Consider the following 16,792-nt stretch of genomic DNA (forward strand, 5'->3'; position numbering starts at 1 on the left):
TTCGTAACCACTCGTACCGGTGATGTCCACGACAGAGGGGCACCGGTCGGAACCGGTGCCCCTCCGGTGCCGCGGGTCGGACCGCTCGTTTCCGCTCGGGTCCGCCCGCCTCCGCGCGTCGCTGCTCGTTTCCGCCCGGCTCAGCCGGCGGTCGCCGCGTCGTACCGCTGTCCGCGCAGCGCCCGTGCCAGATCGTCGCGGGCCTCCAGCACCAGGCGGCGCAGGGCCGGCGCCGCGCCCTCGTGCGCTGTCAGCCACGCGTCCGTAGCGTCCAGGGTCTCCTGGGAGCCCTGGAGGGAGGGGAACAGGCCCTTCACCACGTCCATGCCGATCTGGATGGAGCGCTCGGCCCAGATCCGCTCGATGGCGGCGAAGTACTTCCCGGCGTACGGCGCGATCAGCTCCCGCTGCGACGGCTGGGTGAACCCCGCGATGGTCGCCTCCACCAGCGCGTTCGACAGCGCGTCCGACTCGACGACCTGGGCCCAGGCCTGGGCCTTGACCGCCGCCGACGGACGGGCGGCGAGGCAGCGGACCTGGTGGCGCTTGCCGGAGGCCGTGTCGTCGCGGGCCAGTTCGGCGGCCAGCGCGGACTCGTCGGCGATCCCGTGGGCGGCCAGCGGTTCCAGCAACGCCCAGCGCAGCTCCTGGTCGACGTCCAGGCCGTCGATCTTCGCCGTGCCGTCCAGCAGGTCCTGGAGCAGCCGCAGGTCGGCCCGTTCGGAGGCGACCGCCGCGAAGAAACGGGCCCAGGTGAGCTGGTGCTGGCTGCCGGGCTCGGAGAGCCGGAGCTCCTTCAGGGCGCCCTGGGCGAGGAGCCGGCCGCCGGTCGCCCGCCAGTCCGGCGCCGCGTAGTGGGTGAGCGCGGAGTCCGCCCACGCGTGCAGCATCTGGAGCACGCCGATGTCCGACTCGCGGCCCGCGAAGCGCAGCACCAGGCCGACGAAGTCACGGGCGGGCATCAGCCCGTCCCGGGTCAGGTTCCACAGCGCCGACCAGCACAGCGCGCGGGCGAGCGGGTCGGTGATGTCGCCGAGCAGCTCCCGCAGCGTGGCCAGCGAGTTCTCGTCGAAGCGGATCTTGCAGTAGGTCAGGTCGTCGTCGTTGACGAGGACCAGCTCCGGGGCGTCGGCGCCGACGAGTTCCCCGACCACCGTGCGCGGGCCGTCGACGTCCGTCTCGGCGCGTGCGTAGCGCACCAGGGAACCGGTCTCCCCGTCCGGCCGGGTCTCGCGCCGGTAGAGGCCCACCGCGACCCGGTGCGGGCGCAGTTCGGGATGCGACTCGGCCGCTTCCTGGAGCACGGACAGCTCGGCGACCCGTCCGTCCGCGCCCAGGATCACCTGCGGGGTCAGCGAGTTGACCCCGGCCGTCTGCAGCCACGCCCGCGACCAGGTGGCCAGATCACGCCCGCTGGTCTCCTCCAGCGCCGACAGCAGGTCGCCCAGGCGCGTGTTGCCGTACGCGTTCCGCTTGAAGTAGCGGCGCGCGCCCTCCAGGAAGGCGTCCTGGCCGACGTACGCGACGAGCTGCTTGAGCACCGAGGCGCCCTTGGCGTACGTGATGCCGTCGAAGTTGAGCTTGGCGTCCTGGAGGTCGCGGATGTCGGCCGTGATCGGGTGGGTGGACGGCAGCTGGTCGGCGCGGTAGGCCCACGCCTTGCGGCGGTTGGCGAAGGTGATCCAGCCGTCCTCGAAGCGGGTCGCCCCGACCAGCGCGAACGCGCCCATGAAGTCGGCGAAGGACTCCTTGAGCCACAGGTCGTCCCACCACTCCATGGTGACGAGGTCGCCGAACCACATGTGCGCCATCTCGTGCAGGATGACGTTCGCCCGGCCCTCGTACGACGCCCGCGTGACCTTGCCGCGGAAGATGTACTCCTCCCGGAAGGTGACGAGTCCCGGGTTCTCCATCGCGCCGAGGTTGTACTCGGGCACGAACGCCTGGTCGTACTTGCCGAAGGGGTACGGATAGTCGAAGTGGTCGTGGAAGAAGTCCAGCCCCTGCTTGGTGACGAGGAAGACGTCGTCCGCGTCGAAGTGGGGGGCCAGGCCCTTGCGGCACATCGCGCCGAGCGGGATCTCCAGCGTCGTACCGTCGTCGAAGGTGCGGGAGTAGCTGTCCGTCACATAGTGGTACGGGCCCGCCACGACCGCCGTGATGTACGTCGAGATCGGCTTCGTCTCGGCGAACTTCCACACCCCGTCCGTGAGTTCACCGACGCCGTTGCTCCACACGACCCAGCCCTCGGGGGCCCGCACCTCGAAGCGGAAGGGCGCCTTGAGGTCCGGCTGCTCGAAGTTGGCGAAGACGCGCCGGGAGTCCGCGGGCTCGTACTGGGTGTAGAGGTAGGTCTCGCCGTCCTCGGGGTCGACGAAGCGGTGCATGCCCTCGCCGGTGCGGGAGTAGGCGCACTGGGCGTCGACCACCAGCTCGTTCTCCGCGGCGAGGTTCTCCAGCCGGATACGGGTGCCGTCGAACACCTCGCCGGGGTCGAGGTCCCTGCCGTTGAGCGAGACGGCCGTGACGCTCGGTGCGATCAGGTCGGCGAAGCTCGCGGCGCCGGGTTCGGCGCAGCGGAAGCGGATCGTGGTGACCGAGCGGAACGTACGCGCTCCGGCCTCGGTGTCGCCCACGGCGGATCGCAGGTCGAGGGAGACCTCGTACCCGTCCACGGACAGCAGGGCTGCCCGCTCCTGGGCCTCGTCGCGGGACAGATTCTCACCGGGCACGGCGGCACTCCCTCATGGCGTCATGGACATGTGTGAACAGGAGCGATCCTCCCATGTGCCCCTGACGGCGGGCACCCGGGAATGACCCGGGGCACTCGTGGTGTTGCCCCCGAAAAGAGGACCCTTTGAGGAGAACCATGTCCGAGACCATCTCCGGCAAGACCCCCGTCGACTTCTGGTTCGACCCGCTGTGCCCCTGGGCCTGGATGACCTCGCGCTGGGTCCTGGAAGTGGAGAAGGTCCGGGACATCGAGGTCCGCTGGCACATCATGAGCCTCGCGGTGCTGAACGAGGACAAGCTGGACACGCTCCCCGAGGAGTACCGGGAGATGCTCGCCACGAAGGCCTGGAAGCCGATCCGGGTGGTCACCGCCGCGTGGCAGAAGCACGGCGAGGACGTCCTCGGCCCGCTGTACACCGCGCTCGGCACCCGCATCCACAACCAGGGCGAGGGCCCGACCATCGAGGCGGTCGCGGGCGCGCTCGCCGACGTCGGCCTGCCGGCCTCCCTGATCGACTACGCCGACCAGGAGGACTTCGAGTTCGACGCCGAGCTGCGCGCCTCCCACAAGGAGGGCATCGACAAGGTCGGCCAGGAGGTCGGCACCCCGGTGATCGCGCTCCCCGGCGACGACGGCGAGCAGATCGCCTTCTTCGGCCCGGTCGTCACCCCGACCCCGAAGGGCGAGGCCGCGGCCAGGCTGTGGGACGGCGCGCTGCTCGTCGCCTCCACGCCCGGCTTCTACGAGATCAAGCGGACGCGGACGGCCGGTCCGGACTTCAGCAACCTCTGAGTCGGTCGGCCCGGACGTCTTCCTCAGTCCGGCTCGGGCATCTTCTGTGGCGGGTCGAACGGCTTGACCCGCCACGCGTGCCGGATGTTGCGGCAGTCGTAGTCGGTGCGGCCGCAGATCCAGTAGTCGTCGACGTACGCGTGGGGCGTCCGGGCGTGCGCCAGCTCGCGGATGATGTCCCGTTCCCGGTCGTCCCGGGGCTGTCGGTGCGGCTGGTCCGATCCGCACGTGTAGCAGGGATACGTCATTTCCCTAGGCATCCCGCCACAATGCACCGGAAGCACCCATACCGTAAGACGGCGCACGCCGCCGCGCCGGTCGCGTCGCACCGCCCGGGTGTTCAGCGGCGGGCGTGTTCGCGGGCCCGCGCCAGCCTGGACAGGTGGTCCTCGTACCCCTCGGCGTAGTACGCCGCACGCCCCGGGTCCGGCCGTACCACCGCCGTCGGCTCCGTCCACGCCGCCGTGTCGAGGGCGATCCCGTACCGCTCGGCGGCGGCGAGCACCGCGCCGCGCGCGCCCACCTCGCCCTCGGCCACCCGCAGCGGCCGGCCCAGGACGTCCGCGAGCAGCCGCATCCAGGCGGGGCTTCGGGTGCCGCCGCCGCAGACCGCCAGGGAACCCTTCAGACCCGCGGCCTCCAGACAGTGCCGGGCCGCGTAGCCGATGCCCTCGCAGACCGCGCGGACGAGGTCGCCGCGGCTGGACTCCAGCGAGACACCGGTCAGCTCGGCACGCAGCCGCGGCTCCACGAACGGCGCCCGCTCACCGGACGGGGCGAAGTACGGCAGCACGCGCACCCCGTTCGCACCGGGCGGGGTGGTGTCCAGCAGCGCGTCCACCTCGTCGTGGTGGACCCCCGTCGTCGACAGCACCCAGTCCAGCGCGGCCGTGCCGACCATCGCGGGCATGGCGCGCAGCCAGAAGCCCGGCCGGTCGGTGGAGATGTACAGGCCGGCCGGTTCGCCGGTCAGGTCGAGGTCGGCCGTCGCCACCAGAGCGGCCAGACAGGTGCCGACGATCAGCAGGCCGTCGCCGGGCTCGGTCAGGCCCGCGCCGAGCGCGCAGGCGGCCAGGTCGTAGGGCCCGTTGGCGATCGGGGTGTGCGGGGGCAGACCGCCGCCGAGCGTGCGTCCGACGGGCAGCGGGTCGCCGATCGGCGGGAGCAGCCGGCGCCGGTGGGCCAGGCCGAGCAGGTCGACGACGCGGTCGTCGTACGTCCGGGTGCGCGGGTCGAGGAACGGCATCGACGCGTCCGAGACATCGGTCGCCCGCACCCCGGTCAGCCGTTCGAAGACCATGTCCTTGCAGTACAGGGCGGTGGCCGCGGCGTCGAGGGACGCGGGCTCGTGACGGTCGAGCCAGGCCAGCAGCGGGCCGGGGGAGCCCGGGAACATCGCGCCGCCGGTGCGCCGGAAGACCTCCTCGAACGTGCCGTCCGCCTGCCACCGGTCGAGCTGCTCGTGGGCCCGGCCGTCCATCCAGGAGGCCGCCGCGCGCACCGGCCCGCCCTCGGTATCGACCAGCCACACCCCGTCGCCCTGCCCGGTCAGCCCCGCCAGCTCCACGGGACCGGGCACGGCGGCGGTCAGCGCGGTGAGCACGGCGACGACCGCCGCGTACACCTCCTCCATGTCCTGCTCGACGAGACCGCCGCGCAGGACGAGCTCGACCGGCCGGGCCTCGACGGCCAGTTGGCGGCCCCCGGAGTCGAAGGCCGCGGCCTTCACCAGGGACGTGCCCACATCGACACCGATGTACATGCCGCCTCCTCAGGTCAACGCGTCGCTCGGTACGGGCTTCAGTCGAGGCAGTGCGCCAGTGGCTCCCCGCGGGTCCAGCGGCCCACCTCGGCCGCCGCGATGCGCGCCGCCTTCTCGGCCACCGCGCGGCTCGCCCCGCCCAGATGCGGGGTCATGACCAGCCGTCCGGAGGCGGCCAGGCCGAAGAGCGGGGAACCGGGCGGGACCGGCTCCCGCACGTAGGTGTCCAGCGCCGCCGCCGACAGCCGCCCGCTCCGCAGCGCCTCGCACAACGCGCCCTCGTCGACCAGCGGACCGCGCGCCACGTTCACCAGGACGGCGCCGGGCGGCAGCAGCGCCAGCTCGCGGGCGCCGAGCAGTCCACGGGTCTCGGGGGTGAGGCGCGCGTGCAGACTGACCACCCGGGACCGGCGCAGCAGCTCGTCCAGCGAGCCCATCCGCAGCCCGTGCACCTCGCCGCGCACGTACGGGTCGTGCACCAGGACCCGCGCGCCGAACGCGCCGAGCACCCGGGCGACCCGGCTGCCGACCGCCCCGTACCCGACGAGTCCGACCGGCAGGTCCTCCAGCTCGAGACCCGCCCGCTCGTACGTGTAGTAGGCCGCCCCCTCCCAGCTCTCCTGCCGGGCCAGGAGATCGTGCGCCCGCGGGATGCGCCGCAGGACGGCGAGGAGCAGCCCGATGGTGAACTCGGCGGTGGCCGCCGCGTTCCGGCCGGGCGCGAAGCACACCCGTACGCCGTGCGCGCGGGCCGCGTCCCGGTTCACGTTCACCGGGCCGCCCCGGCACACGACCACCAGCCGCAGCCGGGGCGATGCGGCGAGCACCCGCTCCGTCACCGGCCCCATCTGGGTGACCAGGACGTCCGCGTCGGCGAGCGCGTCGATCAGCTCCTCCTCGGCGTCGCTCGCCTCCTCCACCTCGGCCACCGGGCCGAACGGCTCCAGCGGCCAGCCGAGCTTCAACTCCTGCACCGAGCAGGGATGTTCACCGAGCGAGGCGCGTACCGCTTCGGCGATCAGGGACGGCAGGACGAAGTGGTCACCGGCGGCCAGCACATGGACAGGTGTGGTCCTCACCGCAGCAGGTTCCCAGCCCGCGTGGCGGCCGTACAGGAGGAGGAGTGGGTACGTTCGGGTGACGGTCCGATGGGGTGCGACGGCGCGGGAGGTACCGGTGGAGGGTGACGGCACGGCCTGGCTGGGCATCGACCTGGGCACACAGGGGGTGCGCGCCCTGCTCGTCACGGGCGACGGCACGGTCCTCGGCGGCGGCGCGTCCCCGCTGGCCGGACGGCGCGCCGGAGTGCGGCACGAACAGGACCCGGCGCAGTGGTGGGACGCCGTGTGCGCCGCGTCCCGGGCCGCGCTCGCCGGCCGCCCGGCGGCGCGGATCGGCGGCCTCGCGGTGTGCGCCACCTCCGGCACGGTGCTGCTCACCGACGGTTCGGGCCGCCCGCTGACACCCGGCCTGATGTACGACGACGGTCGCGCGGCGGCGCAGGCCGGGCGGGCCAGGCGGGCGGGCCTGCGGGTGCAGAACGGCTGGGGGCTGCCGAAGGCGATGTGGCTGGTGGAGGAGTACGGGCCGGCCCGCATCGCCCACCAGGCCGACGTGATCGTCACCCGCCTCCTGGGCCGTCCGGCCCCCACCGACTCCGGTCACGCGCTGAAGACGGCCTACGACCTGGAGCACGACACCTGGCCGTACACCGCCCTCGCCGGACTCGGCCTGACGGGCGACCTGCTGCCCGAGGTCGTCCGCCCCGGCAGCGCCCTCGGGACGGTCCACCCCGAGGCCGCCGAGCGGACCGGCATCCCCGCCGGCACACCGGTGATCGCCGGGACCACCGACGGCTGCGCGGCCCAGATCGCCTCCGGCGCCCTGAGCGAGGGCTCCTGGAACGCGGTGCTCGGAACGACGCTCGTGCTCAAGGGCGTTGCCCGGCACCCGGTACGGGACGACACCGGAGTGGTCTACAACCACCGCGCTCCAGACGGAAGCTGGCTGCCGGGCGGGGCCTCGGGTGTCGGCGCAGGCGCGTTGCGGGCGGCCTTCCCGGGAGCCGACCCGGCCGCCCTGGACCGGGTCGCCGCCGCCCACGAACCCGCGTCCGTCCTCGCCTATCCGCTCGTCTCACCCGGCGAACGTTTTCCCTTCCTCGCCCCGGACGCCGTCCCCCTCGTCCTCGGCACCCCCACCTCCGACGCCGACCTGTGGGCCGCCCTCCTCCAGGGCGTCGGTCTCGTCGAACGCCTCTGCCTGGACTATCTGCACCACCTGGGCGCCCCTCTGGAGGGCCCGCTCACCCTCACCGGCGGCGCCGCCCGCAGCCCGTACTGGAACCAGTTGCGCGCCGACATCCTCGGCCGCCCCGTCCGCGTCCCCGAACGGACCGAAACCGCCCTGGGCATGGCCGTGTTGGCCGCGTACGGCACAGGAGGCGCGGCCACCCTCGCGGAGGCCGCCGCACCCATGGTCCGCGTCCGCACGGTCCTCACCCCGCGCCCCGCCCGCACGGCGCGGTTCGCCGACCCCTACGCACGCCTGGTCGACGTACTCGAAGAACGCGGCTGGCTGCCCGCTCCCGTCGCAGCGCACGCACACGCCCGCCTCGACCTGGATACTGCGGGGTCATGAGGACGACGCACACCACCGACGACGCCACGAGCCCCGGGACTCCGGCGAGCGCGACCCTGCTGCTGGCCCGGCACGGCCAGACCGTCTGGCACGCCGAGAACCGCTACGCCGGGGTGAGCGACGTGGCCCTCACGGACGAGGGCCGCGCCCAGGCGGAGGCTCTCGGGCGCTGGGCCGCCGCCCATCCCGTGGACGCCGTGTGGACGTCGACCCTCTCCCGTGCCGTCGCCACCGCCGCCCCCGCCTGCCGGGCCCTCGGCCTCACCGCACACCGTGAACCCACCCTGCGCGAATGCGACTTCGGCGTCGTGGAGGGCCGTACCCTCGCCGAGTTCGAGGCCGACAACCCGGCCCGCGCGAAGGCGTACCGGTCGGACCCGGTGTCCTACCCCTTCCCGGAGGCGGAGGATCCCCGGACCGCGGCGGCCCGCGGCACCGCGGCCCTGCGCCGCATCGCGGCGGCCCACCGCGGCGAACGCGTCCTGGTCGTCGCCCACAACACCCTGCTGCGGCTGGTGCTCTGCTCGCTGCTCGGCATCCCGCTGGGCGAGTACCGCAGGGTCTTCCCCCGGTTGCGCAACGCGGCGCTCACCGAACTCCGGATGACGGACGGGGCCGCCGCGCTGCTGTCGCTCAACGTGCCGTGCGTGTGAGCCACGGCGTGGGAGAGCCCCCGTGCGGCCGGTCCGCGCGGGGGCTCCCCGTTTCTCCGCCTGCCGCGTGAAGGGTGAGAAGACGATCACGAGCAGGACGTCTCGCCGCCGTCTCAGGGGGCCGGCAGCAGCACATTCGCGCGGGCCTTCGCGGCGGCGTGACGGCGCGCCACGTCCTGCCAGTCGACGACCTGCCACATCGCCTCGACGAAGTCGACCTTCTGGTTCTTGTACTGCAGGTAGAAGGCGTGCTCCCAGGCGTCGAAGACCAGGATCGGCACCGAGCCCTGGCCCACGTTGCCCTGGTGGTCGTAGATCTGCTCGACCAGGAGGCGCCCGCTCAGCGGCTCGTAGGCGAGGACACCCCATCCGGACCCCTGGGTGGTCGCGGCGGCCTTGGTCAGCTGGGCCCTGAACCCGGCGAAGGAGCCGAACGACTCGGTGAGGGCGTCCGCGAGGTCGCCCACGCCGTCCGCGGCGAGCGGCTCACCGCCGCCGTTGCCGGTCATGTTCGTCCAGTAGACGCTGTGCAGGATGTGGCCGGACAGATGGAAGGCCAGGCTCTTCTCCAGGCCGTTGACCGCCCCCCACGACTCCTTGTCGCGTGCCTCCGCGAGCTGTTCCAGGGTGTCGTTGGCTCCCTTCACGTACGCCGCGTGGTGCTTGTCGTGGTGCAGTTCGATGATCTCGGGACTGATCACGGGCGCGAGTGCGGAGTAGTCGTACGGCAGTTCAGGGAGTGTGTAGACGGGCATGGCGGGGTCCCCTCCAGGCTTATTGCAATCAACTTGCAATTACACGCTAGCAGCAAAAAGCCCTCGTGCGGGGCACGAGGGCTTTTCGGGAGCGGCGGGCGCCGCGCGGGCGGCGGTGGGTGGGGCGGGGCTCAGCTCCGGGTGCGCATCCGCTGCCTGGTGTACCCGACGGCCGCCAGGAGCAGCGTCATCCCGCCCGTGGAGTACAGCTGCACCCGGGTGTCGGGCTCCCGGGCCATCAGGACGAAGATCGCGGCCATGCCGGCCAGCGCGACCCAGGTCAGCGCGGGGAACAGCCACATCCGTACGACCAGTTTCTCCGGCGCCTCGCGCTCCACCGTGCGGCGCAGCCGCAGTTGGGAGACCGCGATGAAGATCCAGACGACCAGGATCACCGCGCCGATCATGTTCAGCAGCCAGGGGAAGACGTCGTCGGGCCGCCAGTAGCTCAGCAGAACGCAGGCGAAGCCGAAGACGCAGGAGACGAGCACGGCGACGCGCGGGACCCCGGCCGAGACCCTCCCGAGGGCCTTCGGGCCCTGGCCGCGCCGCACCAGCGAGTAGGCGATGCGCGAGGAGCCGTAGATGTTGGCGTTCATCGCCGAGAGCAGCGCCACCAGCACGACCACGTTCATCAGCTGGCCGGCGCCCGGGATACCCAGCCGGTCCAGGGCCGCGACATACGGGCCCTGCTCGACGACCGCCTTCGAGTCCCAGGGCACCAGCGTGACGATGACCGCCATCGAGCCGATGTAGAAGAGCGCGATGCGCCACATCGCGGTACGGACGGCGCGGGCGACGCCCCGGACCGGGTCCTGCGACTCGGCCGCCGCGATGGTGACCGTCTCCAGGCCCCCGTAGGCGAAGACCGACGCGAGCAGGCCGATGACCAGCCCCTCGCTGCCGTGCGGAAGGAAGTCGGCCAGGTTGGCCGTGCCCGGGGAGTCCGTGCCGGGCAGCACACCGGCGATGGCCAGCACGCCGAGGACGAGGAACAGGCCGATCGCGCCGACCTTGAGCGCGGCGAACCAGAACTCGAACTCGCCGAAGTTCTTCACGGCGGCGAGGTTGGCGGCGCAGAAGACCACCATGAAGAGGGCGACCCAGCCCCACTCGGGCGTATCCGGCAGCCAGCCGGTGACGATCTTCGCGGCGCCGATGCCCTCCAGGCCCACGGCCGTGCACAGCAGCACCCAGAAGGACCAGCCGGCGGTGAAGCCGGCCCACGGGCCCATCGCCCGCTCCGCGTGTGCCGAGAAGGAGCCCGAGGACGGGTGGGCGGCCGACATCTCGCCGAGCATCCGCATCACCAGCATGACGAGCAGACCGGAGACGGCGTACGCGATCACGATCGACGGTCCGGCGGCGGCGATGCCGGCGCCGGAGCCGACGAACAGGCCCGCGCCGATCACCCCACCGAGGGCGATCATCGACAGGTGGCGCTGCTTGAGGCCGTGGGTGAGCGGGGCGTCCCCGGCGGCCGGGGTACCGGGCGGGGCGTCGAGGGTGGTGCGGGACATGAGAGCGGGTGGTCCCTTACGTGCGAGGGGGCAAAACGCCCACAGTCTGGGCGGCCCGTCCACTCCGGGGCAGTCCGTGCCCACCATGCGGACGCGATTGATGCGGAGGGTGACGGTCCGGTCACCTGGCCGGCGGCCCCGGATGAGGTCCGGGGCGCGGAGTGGAACACGGGCCGTGAAGGCCTTCGGGTCGGGCCACGGCGGTTTGGCGGGACCCTACAGCGGACGCTCACCCCGACTCCGTAGCCGAAACGATCCCACCTCAGTGACCAGTGTCACGCTCCGGCAGGTGTAGGCCGCACTTTTGTGAGAGGTGCACCAAGCCGCCGATCCCCGCTTTGTCGACCGCTGATGGTGATCCACTCAAGGCCCCTGGGATAGCGTCACCGTGTCCCGCAGCCCCTGTCACCCGCCGGAGTCCCCATGAGCACCGCTGCCGTCACGTCCCGCACAGGCATCCGCCCCGGCGAGGTCCTCGCCGACCTGCTCCCGGCCTCCCGCGTCCGGGACGCGGCCCTGGTGCTCGGCGGCGCCGCGCTCACCGGGATCGCCGCCCAGATCTCCCTCCCCGTGCCGGGCTCCCCGGTGCCGGTGACGGGCCAGACCTTCGCCGCCCTCCTCGTGGGCACGGCCCTCGGCGCCGGCCGCGGCTTCCTCTCGCTCCTGGTGTACGCGCTCGTCGGCATGGCCGGCATGCCCTGGTTCGCCGGCGGCGCCTCCGGCTTCGCGGCCCCCTCTCTCGGCTACGTCCTCGGCATGGTCCTGGCCTCCGCCGCCGTGGGCGCCCTCGCCCGCCGCGGCGCCGACCGCTCGGTACTGCGCACCGCCGGTGCGATGCTGCTGGGCGAGGCGATCATCTACGCGGTCGGCCTCCCGTACCTGGGCGCCTCCACCGGCATGTCCCTCGGCGCGACCGTCGCGGCGGGTCTCACCCCGTTCCTGATCGGCGACGCCCTGAAGGCGGCACTCGCGATGGGCCTGCTGCCCACGGCGTGGAAGTTCCTCGACAAGAAGTGACGTCGCGGCCCTGACATGACGGGCCCCGGTTCAGTGGTTCCGCGGAAGAGGTTCGCCGGGTCGCACAGCGACCTTCGATTCGGCGAGCCTCTTCCGCGTTTCTGTGTCACCGCGTTTCTGCGATTCCGCGTCCGCGCGGATGCCCCCTCAGGTCAGGACGGCTGCCGCCGAGGCCGCCGCTGGGACCACCACAGCCCCGCCGCGCCCATCGAGACGAGTGCCGCCCCCACAGCCCCGAGCGGCAGGAGATCACTTCCGACGCCGGTCCTGGGCAACTCGTCGCCGCCGAGCGACACCGGTTTGTTGGTGGTGTCGAGCAGCAGTGGGGTGGTCGGCGCGTTGGGCGACGGGTTCGTCGCACCGAACGGCACCGGGCCCTGCTGCCAGAACGTCTTCTTCCCGGCGCTGTCCTGGACCGGCAGACAGATCTTTCCGTTCCTGCTCAGATCGAAGGTCGCGTCGACGGCGTACGATTTCGACTTTCCGGCCGCGAGATTGCCGACGTCGCACACGAAACCGCTGTTCGAACCTTTCGGGAGATCTTTGTCCGCCATGGCGGAACACCCCTGAACGCCTTTGACGTGCAAACCGTCGAAACCGACCACCGAAAGCCGAATGGCACCGCTTTCCTTGGTCCCCTCGTTCTTCACGGTGGCGGTAATCGACGTTTTGTGCGAACTGTTGTCGACCGAGATCTTCGCGGGCAGTTCGGTGGTCGGTTTCACGCCTGCCGGCGCCGGATCCACGGCCTTTCCCCCCTTGCTGCTCCCCGGTCCCTGATCGTCCGCGACGGCGGTGAAGGAAAGGATCATCACGGCCGAGAAAGATGCCGTGAGCAGCGATCCCGCGATGGTCGTCGTGCGACGAGAACTCATGTTCGTCCCCCTTGGCTGCGCCTGAATTCGCAGTACTTGGAGAGGTACCACAAGATTTCTCCGCACTATGCTGGTACGGCATGAAGTGTGACCATTGTGTTTCCTGTGTGGCGGACGTTTATGGCGAGTGTCGAGGGGGTGCGGGAGATTGACGGGGAATGCGAGTGGCGGTGTTCCGGGATTATTGGTGACGGGCCGATATCGGCTGGCCGAGAGTATTGGACAGGGGGGAATGGGACGGGTGTGGCGGGCCACCGACGGCGTGCTCGACCGGCAGGTCGCCGTCAAGGAAATGCGCATCGACGGACTCGACCCGGAGGACACCCGCACCCGCCGCGAACGCACGCTGCGCGAGGCCAGGGCCACGGCTCGGATCGACCACCCCAACGTCGTACGGATCTACGACGTCGTGGACGAGGGCGAGCGGCTGTGGATCGTGATGGAACTGGTCGCAGGCCGCTCACTCGAACAAGTGGTGGTCGAGGACGGCCCGCTCGCCCCGCGCACCGCGGCCCGTATCGGCCTCGGGCTCGTCGCGGCCCTGCGCCAGGTGCACGCCGGGGGAGTGCTGCACCGGGACATCAAGCCGGGCAACGTCCTGGTCGAGCGGCGCGGTCAGCGTGTCGTCCTCACCGACTTCGGTATCGCCGCGTTGCAGGACGCCGAGGCGCTCACCATGGTCGGGATGCTGGTCGGTTCCCCCGACTACATGGCGCCCGAGCGCATCTCCGGCCGCCCGCAGGGCCCGCCGTCCGACGTGTGGTCCCTCGGGGCGACGCTCTGCGCGGCCCTCGGCGGCCGTTCCCCGTTCTCCCGCTCGACCACCCTGGCGACACTGCACGCCGTCCTTTACGAGGAGCCCGAACTCCCTTCCGTCGAGGGCGGCTTGAGGGACGTCCTGGCGGCGCTCCTGGAGAAGGACCCGTCGACCCGGCCCGGTCTTGAGGAGCTGGAGACGGCGTTGCGGCCGATCGCGTTCCCGACGCCGACGCCGACGCCGACGCCGACGCGGGAGCCGCGACCGCGGCCGGATCCGAGCCCGGGTTCCTCGGAGGGAGGACGGGAGGGAGGAGTCGCGCCGGGCGGCGCCGCACTCTCCGGGGGAACGGAGGCCGGACCCTCCGTTCTCCCGGTCTACGAGGAGTCCCCCACACCGGTGTTCCTGGACCCTCAGCTGATACGAGAGGCACGACGCCGTCCACCACGAGCGGAGCCGGAACCGGAATCAGAGCCGGAGCCGGAGCCGAAGCCGGAGGTGACGTCGGCGCGGGCGCAGGCGCGGGCGCGGGAGCGAGGGCGAGGGCAGGACCGGGAGCCGGACCAGGATCAGGCGCCGGACGAGGAATACGCACCCGTGCCCGACCCGGCCCTCGGCCCTGACCCGGACTCGGGACCGGAACCCGAACCCGATCCGGCGCGCGAGGCTGAACCTGCCCCCGATCACCGGCGCGGGTCCGACCCCGACCCCGATCCTGACCGCGGGTCCGACCCCGATCCCGAGCTCGCCCCCGTGCAGGACGCCATCCCCCCGCGCTACACCCCGACGCGGAAGTACCCGCCCGACCCCGGCGAGTCCCCGGCCGAGGAACCCGAACCGCCGGAGTCTCCTGTCCCCCCTCTCGCCACCCCCTCCACTCCCACCTCCAACGCCTCCACCGAGACCCCCACCGAGCTGCACTCCCAGTTCCGCTCGGAAATCCCCTCGGCCCCTGCCACCTCTGTCCCCTCACCCCCTTCCGCCTCTTCGTCGCTCTCCACCCTCGCCTCGCACCCCACCGCTCACCGCCCCGCCCCCGTACGCATGCCGCCCGGTGAATCCCCCGGCCCCGTGGTGCCGTCGGCTCCGGGCAACCGCGGACGCCGGACGGCACTCGCCGCCGCCGGCGGAGTGGTGGTCGCGGGAGTCGCCGCGGCGATCGTGATCGCGGCGCACGGAGGGTCCTCCCACGGCACCGGCGGCGCGGCGGCGTCGTCACCGTCCGCGTCCAGCTCACCGGCGGCATCCGGTGGACCGTCCTCCCCTCTCCCCACCGTCGACGGGACGTCGCGTCCGCCGAGCCTGCCCGCCGGGGCCCGCAAGGAGGCCGGGCTGTACGCCTGGGTCCCGCCGCCGGGCTGGCAGCGGGTGGCGCAGAGCGGCTCCGAGGTGCACTACACCTCGCCCGACAGCGCGCAGGAGATCGTGGCCAACGCGACCCCGGCCAAGGGCGACCTGCTGACGCAGTGGGAGCAGGCGGAGGGGGACACCGGCAAGGGGCTGGACTACCGGCGGATCCGGCTGGAGCGGACGACGTTCCGCGGGGAGCCCGCGGTCGCGTGGGAGTACACCGTCATGGCCAAGGGCCGGCTCTGGGACGTGCGGCTGCTGGGCTTCCGGTCCGGGGGCACGTCGTACGAGATCAGCACCTGGTACCACCCGGACATCGAGGCCCCCGCGCTGCGCGTCTACGACGAGGTCAGGAAGAGCTTCACACCGCTGTGAGCGGCCGCGCGAAAAAGGGGCGGGGCCCGGCGGCACTGCCGCCGGGCCCCGCCCTCGTCGGATCCGCGGTGCTCAGCGGGCCTCGGACGAGGCCTCGACCGGCACCGGCGCGCTCGCGGTCTCCGCGGCGGCACCGCCGCCGCGCATCCGCTGCCTGACCACCGCGATGGCCACCACCACGGCGGCGACGAGCAGCGACAGCAGCACGGTCTCGCGTCCGTCGTGCTCGGTGTCGGTCAGCATGTAGCCGAGGACGAAGACGATCAGCGCGGCCGTGGCCCAGGTCAGGTACGGGTACAGCCACATCTTGACGACCAGCTTCTCCGGGGACTCGCGCTCGATGATCTTCCGCATCCGCAGCTGCGAGAAGCAGATGACCAGCCAGACGAAGAGGGCGACCGCGCCGGAGGAGTTGACCAGGAAGAGGAAGACCGAGTCCGGGAACTTGTAGTTGAAGAAGACGGCGACGAAGCCGAAGACGACCGAGACGACGATCGCGGCCAGCGGCACACCGCGCGAGGTGGTCTTCGCGAAGACCTTGGGCGCGTCCCCGCGCTCACCGAGCGAGAAGGCCATCCGCGAGGCCGTGTAGAGGCCGGAGTTGAGACAGGACAGCACGGACGTCAGCACGATGAAGTTCATGATCTGACCGGCGTGCGCGATGCCGAGGGAGTCGAGGGCGGCGACGTACGAGCCCTTGTCCTTGATGGACGGGTCGTTCCAGGGCAGCAGGGCGACGACGACCAGGATCGAACCGAGGTAGAAGACACCGATCCGCCAGATGATGCTGTTGGTGGACTTGGTGACCGCCCGCTGGGGGTTCTCGGACTCGCCGGCGGCGAGGGTCGCGATCTCGCTGCCCATGAAGGAGAAGACGACCAGGAGCACACCGGTGAGGATCGCGCCGGGGCCGTGCGGCAGGAAGCCGCCGTGGTCGGTCAGGTTCCCCAGCCCCGCCTTCTCGGCGTCGACGCCGGGCAGCACGCCGAAGATCGCGAGGCCGCCGACGACGATGAACGCGCCGATCGCCACGACCTTGATCCCGGCGAACCAGAACTCGAACTCACCGTACGAGCCGACCGAGACCAGGTTGGTCGCGGTGAGCACGATCATCACGATGAGCGCCCAGCCCCACTGCGGCACGGCGGGGACCCAGCCTTCGAGGATCGTGGCGCCCGCCGTCGCCTCGACGGCCAGGACGACCACCCAGAAGAACCAGTACAGCCAGCCGATCGAGAAACCGGCCCAGCGCCCGAGCGCGCGGTCGGCGTGGGCGGAGAACGAACCGGAGGTCGGGTTGGCGGCGGACATCTCGCCCAGCATCCGCATCACCAGCACCACGAGCGTGCCGACGAGGGCGTAGGAGAGCAGGATGCCCGGTCCGGCGGTGGCGATACCGGAACTGGAGCCCACGAAGAGGCCCGCTCCGATGACGCCACCGATGGCGATCATGGTCAGATGACGGTTCTTGAGCCCGGCCTGGAGGCCCGAGCCGGGTTCTCCGGGGCCTCCGGGGCCGTCGGCGGCCTTCGTGGGGGTCGGCTGCGAGGTCATGAGGGGGG

The 16,792-nt window shown here is 72.0% G+C and carries 13 protein-coding genes; 5 read left to right on the forward strand and 8 right to left on the reverse strand.

Annotated features, from left to right (window positions below; genetic code table 11):
* Window positions 1-140: 140 nt before the first annotated feature.
* Window positions 141-2,732 carry an aminopeptidase N gene (gene pepN, locus OG199_RS27260; RefSeq protein WP_405831708.1) on the reverse strand — a complete coding sequence of 864 codons (2,592 nt, stop codon included), beginning with the start codon at window positions 2,730-2,732 and terminating at the stop codon, window positions 141-143.
* A gap of 137 nt (window positions 2,733-2,869) precedes the next feature.
* On the opposite strand from pepN, the gene OG199_RS27265 reads away from it, so the two are divergent.
* A complete protein-coding gene (locus tag OG199_RS27265) occupies window positions 2,870-3,526 on the forward strand; it encodes a DsbA family protein (protein WP_356800888.1) in 657 nt (218 codons plus the stop codon).
* 23 nt (window positions 3,527-3,549) lie between these two features.
* On the opposite strand, the gene OG199_RS27270 is transcribed toward OG199_RS27265, so the two are convergent.
* From OG199_RS27270 to OG199_RS27280, 3 genes are all read right to left on the reverse strand, one after another.
* On the reverse strand, window positions 3,550-3,774 hold the full coding sequence (locus OG199_RS27270; RefSeq protein ID WP_356800887.1) for a hypothetical protein: 225 nt from the start codon (window positions 3,772-3,774) through the stop codon (window positions 3,550-3,552).
* Between the two features lie 92 nt (window positions 3,775-3,866).
* Window positions 3,867-5,288: an FGGY family carbohydrate kinase gene (locus tag OG199_RS27275; RefSeq protein ID WP_405831709.1), complete on the reverse strand. Its 1,422-nt coding sequence runs from the start codon at window positions 5,286-5,288 to the stop codon at window positions 3,867-3,869.
* A 38-nt stretch (window positions 5,289-5,326) separates the two neighbouring features.
* Window positions 5,327-6,367: a 2-hydroxyacid dehydrogenase gene (locus OG199_RS27280; protein WP_405831711.1), complete on the reverse strand. Its 1,041-nt coding sequence runs from the start codon at window positions 6,365-6,367 to the stop codon at window positions 5,327-5,329.
* Between the two features lie 58 nt (window positions 6,368-6,425).
* Between OG199_RS27280 and OG199_RS27285 the strand changes: the two genes are divergently transcribed.
* Window positions 6,426-7,928, forward strand: a complete 1,503-nt coding sequence (locus OG199_RS27285) for an FGGY-family carbohydrate kinase (RefSeq protein WP_405831713.1) — start codon at window positions 6,426-6,428, stop codon at window positions 7,926-7,928.
* Window positions 7,925-8,581: a histidine phosphatase family protein gene (locus tag OG199_RS27290; protein ID WP_356800883.1), complete on the forward strand. Its 657-nt coding sequence runs from the start codon at window positions 7,925-7,927 to the stop codon at window positions 8,579-8,581. The genes OG199_RS27285 and OG199_RS27290 overlap by 4 nt, the downstream gene beginning before the upstream one ends.
* Before the next feature lie 113 nt (window positions 8,582-8,694).
* Here OG199_RS27290 and OG199_RS27295 read toward each other — a convergent pair whose 3' ends face one another.
* A complete protein-coding gene (locus OG199_RS27295; protein WP_356800882.1) occupies window positions 8,695-9,336 on the reverse strand; it encodes a superoxide dismutase in 642 nt (213 codons plus the stop codon).
* 131 nt (window positions 9,337-9,467) lie between these two features.
* The gene (locus tag OG199_RS27300; protein ID WP_405831716.1) at window positions 9,468-10,856 is read right to left on the reverse strand and encodes an amino acid permease; all 1,389 of its coding nucleotides are present in this window, start codon (window positions 10,854-10,856) and stop codon (window positions 9,468-9,470) included.
* Window positions 10,857-11,279: 423 nt separating this feature from the next.
* Between OG199_RS27300 and OG199_RS27305 the strand changes: the two genes are divergently transcribed.
* Window positions 11,280-11,873: a biotin transporter BioY gene (locus tag OG199_RS27305; protein ID WP_351717468.1), complete on the forward strand. Its 594-nt coding sequence runs from the start codon at window positions 11,280-11,282 to the stop codon at window positions 11,871-11,873.
* Between the two features lie 152 nt (window positions 11,874-12,025).
* Here OG199_RS27305 and OG199_RS27310 read toward each other — a convergent pair whose 3' ends face one another.
* A complete protein-coding gene (locus tag OG199_RS27310) occupies window positions 12,026-12,748 on the reverse strand; it encodes a hypothetical protein (RefSeq protein ID WP_405831718.1) in 723 nt (240 codons plus the stop codon).
* Between the two features lie 232 nt (window positions 12,749-12,980).
* On the opposite strand from OG199_RS27310, the gene OG199_RS27315 reads away from it, so the two are divergent.
* Complete coding sequence (locus OG199_RS27315) at window positions 12,981-15,230, forward strand: protein kinase domain-containing protein (protein ID WP_405831719.1); 2,250 nt, start codon at window positions 12,981-12,983, stop codon at window positions 15,228-15,230.
* 72 nt (window positions 15,231-15,302) lie between these two features.
* Here OG199_RS27315 and OG199_RS27320 read toward each other — a convergent pair whose 3' ends face one another.
* Window positions 15,303-16,784, reverse strand: coding sequence for an amino acid permease (locus OG199_RS27320; protein ID WP_356800878.1), 1,482 nt, complete (start codon window positions 16,782-16,784; stop codon window positions 15,303-15,305).
* Window positions 16,785-16,792: the final 8 nt, after the last annotated feature.

Source organism: Streptomyces sp. NBC_01176, from assembly GCF_045039825.1.
Taxonomy (GTDB): domain Bacteria; phylum Actinomycetota; class Actinomycetes; order Streptomycetales; family Streptomycetaceae; genus Streptomyces.